Source organism: Actinoplanes sp. NPDC048791 (assembly GCF_040650095.1).
Lineage (GTDB): Bacteria > Actinomycetota > Actinomycetes > Mycobacteriales > Micromonosporaceae > Actinoplanes.
Genome location: NZ_JBEZGQ010000449.1, coordinates 1 through 6,517, shown reverse-complemented (window position 1 = coordinate 6,517; position 6,517 = coordinate 1). Strand labels below are relative to the sequence as shown.

General features: G+C 73.9%; 7 protein-coding genes and 1 pseudogene. 6 read left to right on the top strand and 2 right to left on the bottom strand.

The genetic code is table 11. The features are described from left to right. Positions 1–246 precede the first annotated feature (246 nt). Genes AB0C29_RS27560 through AB0C29_RS27550 form a run of 3 tightly spaced genes read left to right on the top strand, consistent with a single transcriptional unit; the run spans position 247 to position 2,434 of the window. Entirely contained in the window at positions 247–816 is a 570-nt protein-coding gene (locus tag AB0C29_RS27560; RefSeq protein ID WP_360825811.1) for a hypothetical protein, read from the top strand. 53 nt (positions 817–869) lie between these two features. Then, positions 870–1,499 carry a bifunctional 4-hydroxy-2-oxoglutarate aldolase/2-dehydro-3-deoxy-phosphogluconate aldolase gene (locus AB0C29_RS27555; protein ID WP_360825808.1) on the top strand — a complete coding sequence of 210 codons (630 nt, stop codon included), beginning with the start codon at positions 870–872 and terminating at the stop codon, positions 1,497–1,499. Continuing rightward, positions 1,496–2,434 (top strand): sugar kinase, encoded by a 939-nt coding sequence (locus AB0C29_RS27550; protein WP_360825806.1) that lies wholly within the window; start codon positions 1,496–1,498, stop codon positions 2,432–2,434. The genes AB0C29_RS27555 and AB0C29_RS27550 overlap by 4 nt, the downstream gene beginning before the upstream one ends. A 68-nt stretch (positions 2,435–2,502) precedes the next feature. On the opposite strand, the gene AB0C29_RS27545 is transcribed toward AB0C29_RS27550, so the two are convergent. Next, positions 2,503–3,636, bottom strand: a complete 1,134-nt coding sequence (locus AB0C29_RS27545) for a hypothetical protein (RefSeq protein WP_360825803.1) — start codon at positions 3,634–3,636, stop codon at positions 2,503–2,505. Between the two features lie 126 nt (positions 3,637–3,762). Between AB0C29_RS27545 and AB0C29_RS27540 the strand changes: the two genes are divergently transcribed. Then, positions 3,763–4,677 (top strand): hypothetical protein, encoded by a 915-nt coding sequence (locus AB0C29_RS27540; RefSeq protein WP_360825800.1) that lies wholly within the window; start codon positions 3,763–3,765, stop codon positions 4,675–4,677. A 63-nt stretch (positions 4,678–4,740) separates the two neighbouring features. Here AB0C29_RS27540 and AB0C29_RS27535 read toward each other — a convergent pair whose 3' ends face one another. Beyond that, on the bottom strand, positions 4,741–5,463 hold the full coding sequence (locus AB0C29_RS27535) for an SDR family oxidoreductase (protein WP_360825797.1): 723 nt from the start codon (positions 5,461–5,463) through the stop codon (positions 4,741–4,743). 118 nt (positions 5,464–5,581) lie between these two features. On the opposite strand from AB0C29_RS27535, the gene AB0C29_RS27530 reads away from it, so the two are divergent. Further along, positions 5,582–6,178 (top strand): isochorismatase family protein, encoded by a 597-nt coding sequence (locus tag AB0C29_RS27530; protein ID WP_360825794.1) that lies wholly within the window; start codon positions 5,582–5,584, stop codon positions 6,176–6,178. A 5-nt stretch (positions 6,179–6,183) separates the two neighbouring features. Beyond that, positions 6,184–6,517, top strand: a pseudogene (locus AB0C29_RS27525) (AraC family transcriptional regulator); the annotation flags it as partial.

Sequence of the window (6,517 nt, the reverse complement as noted above, 5' to 3'; positions counted from 1 at the left end):
GGCCGGGACGGGCTTCAGCCCGGCGGGGGCGCAACGGCCTCGAGCCGGTCCGGAGGTCGCCTTGCCGGGGCGGGACGTGGCTGTGGGCGTACCCCCTCTTGCGGGCCATCGCCGCGGGCCGACCTGACCGGCAGCCCGACCGCCCGCGGGATTGCCCGCTGGCCCATCGGCCGGAACCGGCGGACGCCAGGTCACGATCCGGCCCTCGCCCGGGACCCGGCGGACCGGCATCGCTACCGTTGGCGGGTGTCTGAGATCCCCTGGTGGGCGTTACCCCTGGTCGCCGTCGTGTTCGCGCTGGCCGGGGCCGGTGTGACCCTGCTCGTGTCGGCCCGCGACGAGTACGCCCGCAGCCGCGCCAAGCGCACCAAACGGTGGTACGCCGAGCGCAAGGAGGCCTACATCGCCCTGATGACGGAGTTCGAACGGGCGACCTACCGGCTGCGTGCGGCGTACGACAGCGGCCAGTCCCCGCCCGGGCCGTTCACCTACGTCGACGCCGTCGGACCCGCCCTGATGCAGGTCCGGTTGCTGGCCTCGGGGCAGGTCCGCAGCGCCGCGCTGGCCGTGCACCTGCTGATCGAGAAGCTGTACGGCGAACGCCCGACCCCGCCGCCGGGCGTCGACCCGGAGAAGTCGGTCCGGGAGATGCTCGGGCACGTGCCGCTGGTGATGCAGCAGTTCGAGGCGGCGGTCCGCGAGGAGCTCGGCATCGAGGCCACGCCTCCGCTGCCGCCGGTGGAGCCACCGTCGCGGGGACTGCGGTCCTACATCCGGCGCGACGCGACGCCGGCGGAGTCCCGCGTCACTGGTTGATCTTTCCTGACCCGGGGAGTATGGAGGCAGCGACGGATCCTGGGGAGGCCTCCATGTCGGACAAGTCGGTCACTGAGGCGGTTGTCGGGAGCGGCGTCGTGGCCGTGCTGCGCGCGCCCACCGCGGATGCCTTCGCCGCGGTCAGTGATGTGCTCGTCGAGGCGGGCATCACCGCCCTCGAAGTGACCCTCACCTCCCGCGGGGCCCTCGAAGCGATCGCCGGGCTGCGCCGCCAGCTGCCGGCCTCGGTCGCGGTGGGGGCCGGGACGGTGCTCACCCTCGACGACGCCAAGGCCGCCGTGGACGCGGGCGCTGCTTTCCTGGTGTCCCCGGTCTGGGTCGCCGCGCTCGACGGTTTCCAGGTGCCGGTCTATCCGGGGGCGTTCACCCCTACGGAGATCTTCAATGCCAGCCGGGGTGGGGCGCCGCTGGTCAAGCTCTTCCCGGCCGGTGCGGTCGGGCCGCGCTTCCTCAAGGATCTGCGGGGGCCGCTGCCCGACGTGCGGATCATGCCTACCGGGGGGATCGAGATCGCTGATATCGCCACGTGGTTGACCGCCGGGGCCTCGGCGGTGGGGCTCGGTGGTCCGCTGATCGGGGATGCGGCCACCGGGGGCAGTCTGGCTCAGTTGGCGGTGCGCGCCCGGCGGGCCGTCGACGCGGTCGCGTTCGCCCGCTCATGAACGGCGGCCTTGTCACGCTCGGGGAGACCATGGGGCTGGTTGCCGCCGAGGGGGTCGGCCCGCTGGAGCATGCGAGCGGCTTCCGGTTCGGCATCGGCGGCGCGGAGAGCAACGTGGCGATCGGTGTGGCCCGCCTCGGCGGCCGGGCCACCTGGGTGGGCCGGATCGGCCCCGACGCGACCGGCGACCTGATCGAGCGCCGCCTGCGCGCCGAGGGCGTGCACACCGTGGCCATCCGCGACGATGCCTACACCGGTCTGATGGTCCGGCACCGCCGCACGGGCGCGCTGACGACCGTCGACTACCACCGTGCGGGCAGCGCGGGCTCGCGGCTCGGCCCCACCGACGTGCCCGCCGACCTCCTGCGGTCGGCCGGGATCCTGCACGTCACCGGCATCACCCCGGCGCTGAGCGACACTGCCCGGGCCGCGATCTTCCAATCGGTCGAGACGGCCCGCGCGGCCGGGGTGGCGGTGTCGGTCGACATCAACTACCGGGCCAAGCTCTGGTCCCGGTACGACGCCGCGCCCGTCCTGCGTGATCTGGTCTCGCGGGCGGACGTGGTCTTCGCGGGACCGGACGAGGCGGCCCTGGTGCTGGGCGGGAGCGAGGCGGCGGCCGAAGGACTGGCGGCGCTCGGTCCCGGCGAGGTGGTGATCAAGGACGGTCCGCGCGGCTGCACGGGGCTGATCGAGGGGGAGCGGTACGTGCTCAAGGCCCTCGACGTGACGGTGGTGGACCCGGTGGGGGCGGGGGACGCGTTCGTCGCGGGGTATCTGGCGGACCGGCTCGCCGGGGCGGCGCCGGCTCAGCGGCTGGCTACGGCTGTGGCGGTGGGCGGGTTCGCGGTCACGGTCCCCGGGGATTGCGAGGGGCTGCCGTCCCGGGCTGATCTCGCTGCTCTGCTCTCGGCCACCGACGACGTGGCGCGGTAGCCGGGCCGTCTCGCGCCGGGCCGGGCCATCAACCGCCGGGCCGGAAATCCGGCCCGGCGGCGCGGCGGTCAGTTGAAGAGGGCGAAGCGTTCCCGCCCCGCACCCCCGATCCGGGTAAAGGCCCCACCAGCAGCAATACGATGCCGCGGCGGATAAGTCGTCAGCACATGCGTCCCGATCGTGCCGTTGGCCCGCGGGTTCCACCCGGTCAGCCGCCCCCGCCCGTCCAGCGCAGCCAGCTTCACCCGCGCCGTATAGCCCCCGAGGCAGCCGAGCTGCCGCACAGTGCTGGTCCGCCGGCAGGCCCGGTCGAAGTGCCCGCCGACGTAGGCGATCCCGCCCATCACAGCGATCGTGTGCACATCGCCGTCGAAGAGGTGGGTCCAGCGGATCCCCCCGGAGGACGAGTATCCGACGGCCCGGCCGCCCGGTCCGCCGGTCGCCGTGTACACCCCGCGGGCGTCCGCGGCCACGTCCATCACGTTCGCGGGTGCGTGCGGCCGGAAGCCGCGCACCAGCGACCCGTTAGCCGGGTGCACGGCCGCCAGCCGGTCCGCCGCTCGGGATCCGTTGACCTGGTGGAACTCCCCGCCGAGGTAGATCCGGCTGCGGGTGACCGCCAGCGACCGGACCCGGCCGCCGGTGCTCGGTCGCCACGAGCGGTCCAGGGCGCCGCTGCTGTGCGAGAAGGCGGCGACGTTGCGCCGGGTGACGCCGTCGACGGTGGAGAAGCTGCCGCCGACGTACACGCGTCCGTTGCCGACCGCGAGCGTGGCCACCTCGCCGGTCACGCGGTGGGCGAAGCGGGTGGGCCGGCCGGTCGAGGCGTCGATCCGGGCGACCGCGTCGCGGCTCTGCCCGGAGATGCTGTCGAAGTCGCCGGCGGCGTAGACCGCCGGGCCGGCGACCGCGAGGGCGCGGACGGTGCCGTCCGCGGCGGGCTGCCAGCGCAGGACCGCACCGGTACGGGCATCGAGCGCGGCCAGCCGCCGGCGTTCGAAGCTACGGCCCCGGTAGGTGACCGCGGTGAACGACCCTCCGACGTAGACGACGTCTCCGCGGAACGCGATCGCCCACACCGTGCCGTTGAACGAGGGGGCTGCCTGGGCGCGGGCACCGACGGCGGCCGCTGGTGTCGCAGCCGGGACAGCGCCGCCGACGAACGCGCAGACCAGTGCCAGGAAGACCGACAACTTTCGCATACCGTGATCAACTACGCTGGGCGCAGAAAGTGTCGGCAGTGGAACCGTCGTACCTCCGGCACCGTCGCAGGAAGGGTGCGGAGGTGCGCGATGGGTCGTTGTGGTGTGTCATTTGTGGTCGCAACAGTGCTTTTCGGGGCGGTCGCCGGGTGCGCGGGCCAGGCCGCTGACGCCGGGAAGCCGAAGGTCGAGCCCGCCTGGACCTCGTGTGCGGCGGCGGGCGCGACGTCCTCCGGTCCGGCGTCGGGCGGAAGCGGCCTCGCGGACCTGCCCCCGCTCGACGGCAGTTTTGAGCCGGTGGCGGCGGTGGTGTGCAGCTCGGCGCCGCTGCGCCGGGCCGACGGTGGCGAGGACATGACCGCCACGGAGAGCCGCGCCGACGACGTCACGGCGCTGGTCGCCGCACTGCGGCTGCCGGACGAGCCGATCTCCGGCGGCGCCTGCACCCTCGAGCTGTACCTTGCGCCGTTCTTCGCCCTGCTCGACGCGCAGGGCCGCTGGGTGCGTCCCGGCGTACCCCACGACAGCTGCGGCAAGGTCCGCTCCGAGGTGCGTGAGGCCCTCGGTGGGTTGCGGCTGACGCCGGTCTCGTCCCGGCCGATCCGGGAGATCGAGTCGTCAGAGGCGGCGGCGGCCGGCTGCACCCAGCAGTGGGCGGACATGGTCTGGGTCTCGGGGCAGTGGGGGACCAAGGGTGAGCCGGCCGTCGTGCCCGCGGGCTTCGACGGCCCGGTGCAGGTCCGGCTCTGCGCGTACCGCGTGCCGGCCGATCAGCAGCGCACCGGCAAGCCGGCCGGTGAGTTCGCCTCCGGTCGCTACCTGAGCGAGCAGCAGTGGGCCGCCGTCCGGAAAGAGGTCGAGGCCGCCGCGCCCGCACCCGCGTGCACGAGCCCGGCGAGCGAGTTCGTCGTGCTTCACCTGGGGTCCGGCCAGCTCTATGTGGAGCGGGACGGCTGCCGCCGGCTGCTGGCCCAGGCGGCGGACGGGCGCGACACCATCCGGCAGGCCTCGCCGAAGCTGCTCGCCCTGCTCGCCGGCTGACCGTGGGGTCTGTCCTGCCGATCATGACGGCCTGCGCCGAGGTCATGGCCGGCAGGACAGACCCTAGGCCAGGCCGCCGCCGGCGTGGATGTTCTGGCCGGTGATCCAGCGGCCGTCCGGGCCCGCCAGGAACGCGACCACATCGGCGATGTCCGCCGGCTGACCGAGCCGGCCCAGGGGCGTCATCCCCGCCGCCATCTCCAGCGCCTCGGGGCTGTTGGTCGAGCGCAGGAGCTCGGTGTCCGTGGCGCCGGGCGAGACCGTGTTCACCGTGATGCCACGGGCGCCCAGCTCCCGGGACGCCACCGCGCTGAACTGCTCCACCGCACCCTTGCTGCCCACGTAGAGGCTGCCGCCCGGGGCGGGGGACGTCGTGTTCAGGGTGGAGATGGTGATGATGCGGCCGTGGTCGCGCATGTGCCGGGCCGCGTACCGGATGGCCTGGAATGTTGCCTTGGCGTTGACCGCGAAAATGCGGTCGTAGTCCTCGTCGCTCACCTCGGCGATCGGCGTCGGTGCGAAGCTCGCCGCCGCGTTGGCGACCAGGATGTCCAGGTGGTCGGCGCATTCGAGCAGCTCGCGGACCGCCCCGGGCTCGGCCAGGTCGGCCCGGAAGCCGCGCGCCGAGGGAACCGCGTCCTCGACCGCCTTGGCCTCGTCGTCGCGGCTGCGGTAGCCGAAGATCACCGTGGCGCCGTCGCGCGCCAGCCGTTCGACGATCGCCCGGCCGATGCCCCGGGAGCCGCCCGTCACCACTGCCGTCTTTCCCGTCAGAGGCCCTGTCATGCCTGCCGACCTTACCGGCCGGAACGGATCTTCACCCCGCTTCGCGTGACCGGATCGTTCCGGTCCGGGTCGGGTCGATGCCTTGGCCCGGTGCCGTCCCGGCCGCCACGATGGCAGCATGACCAACGCGCTCGTCGTGATCGACGTCCAGGAGTCCTTCCGGGTCCGGCCGCTGTGGCAGGCCGTCTCCAACCCCGCCGTCGTGGAGCGGGTCGGTGTCCTCGTCGACGCCGCCCGCGCGGCCGGTGACCTCGTCGTCTGGGTGCTGCACGCCGAGCCGGGCAGCGGTGGCGAGTTCGACCCGGCGCGCGGGCACGTGCGGGTCATGGCCGGGCTGGAGCCGGCGCCCGGGGAGCCGATCATCACGAAGACCTCGCACAACGCGTTCACCACGACCAATCTGCAGCAGGTGCTGACCGAGCGCGGGATCCGCGACCTGACGGTCTGCGGGATCCGGACCGAGCAGTGCGTCGAGACCACGGCGCGGGTCGGTTCCGATCTGGGGTACGCCGTCACATTCGTCACTGACGCAACGGCGACGTTCCCGATCCCGCACCGGGAGGCCCCGCCCGGCCAGACCGTCGCCGAGTTGCTGGCCGACCCGCGTACGCTGGCCGCCGGGGACGTGGTGACCCGCACCGAGTACGCGCTGGCCGGCCGCTTCGCCACCGTCCGGACCGTCGCCGAGCTGACCGGGAGCTTGACCGGATCGTGAACCAGGTGGTCTTCGTCCTCGTGCCGCGGCTGCACCTGCTGGACCTCGCCGGCGCCGCCCAGGTCTTCTCGACCGCGGCCGACCACGGGCACCCCTACCGGCTGTCCTACGTCGCCGAGCAGCCCGACGTGCCGACGCACCAGGGCGTCACCCTGCGCGCCGAGCTGAACTGGCCGGAGCTCGGCCCGGGCGACCTGGTGGTGGTGCCCGGCTGGCGCGCGGAGAGGCTGGCCGGCACCGGGCTGCTCACCGCGGAGACGCTGGGCCGGCTCACCGCGCACCACGCGGCGGGCGGCACGGTGGCCAGCGTCTGCACGGGGGCCGACGCGCTGGGCCGGG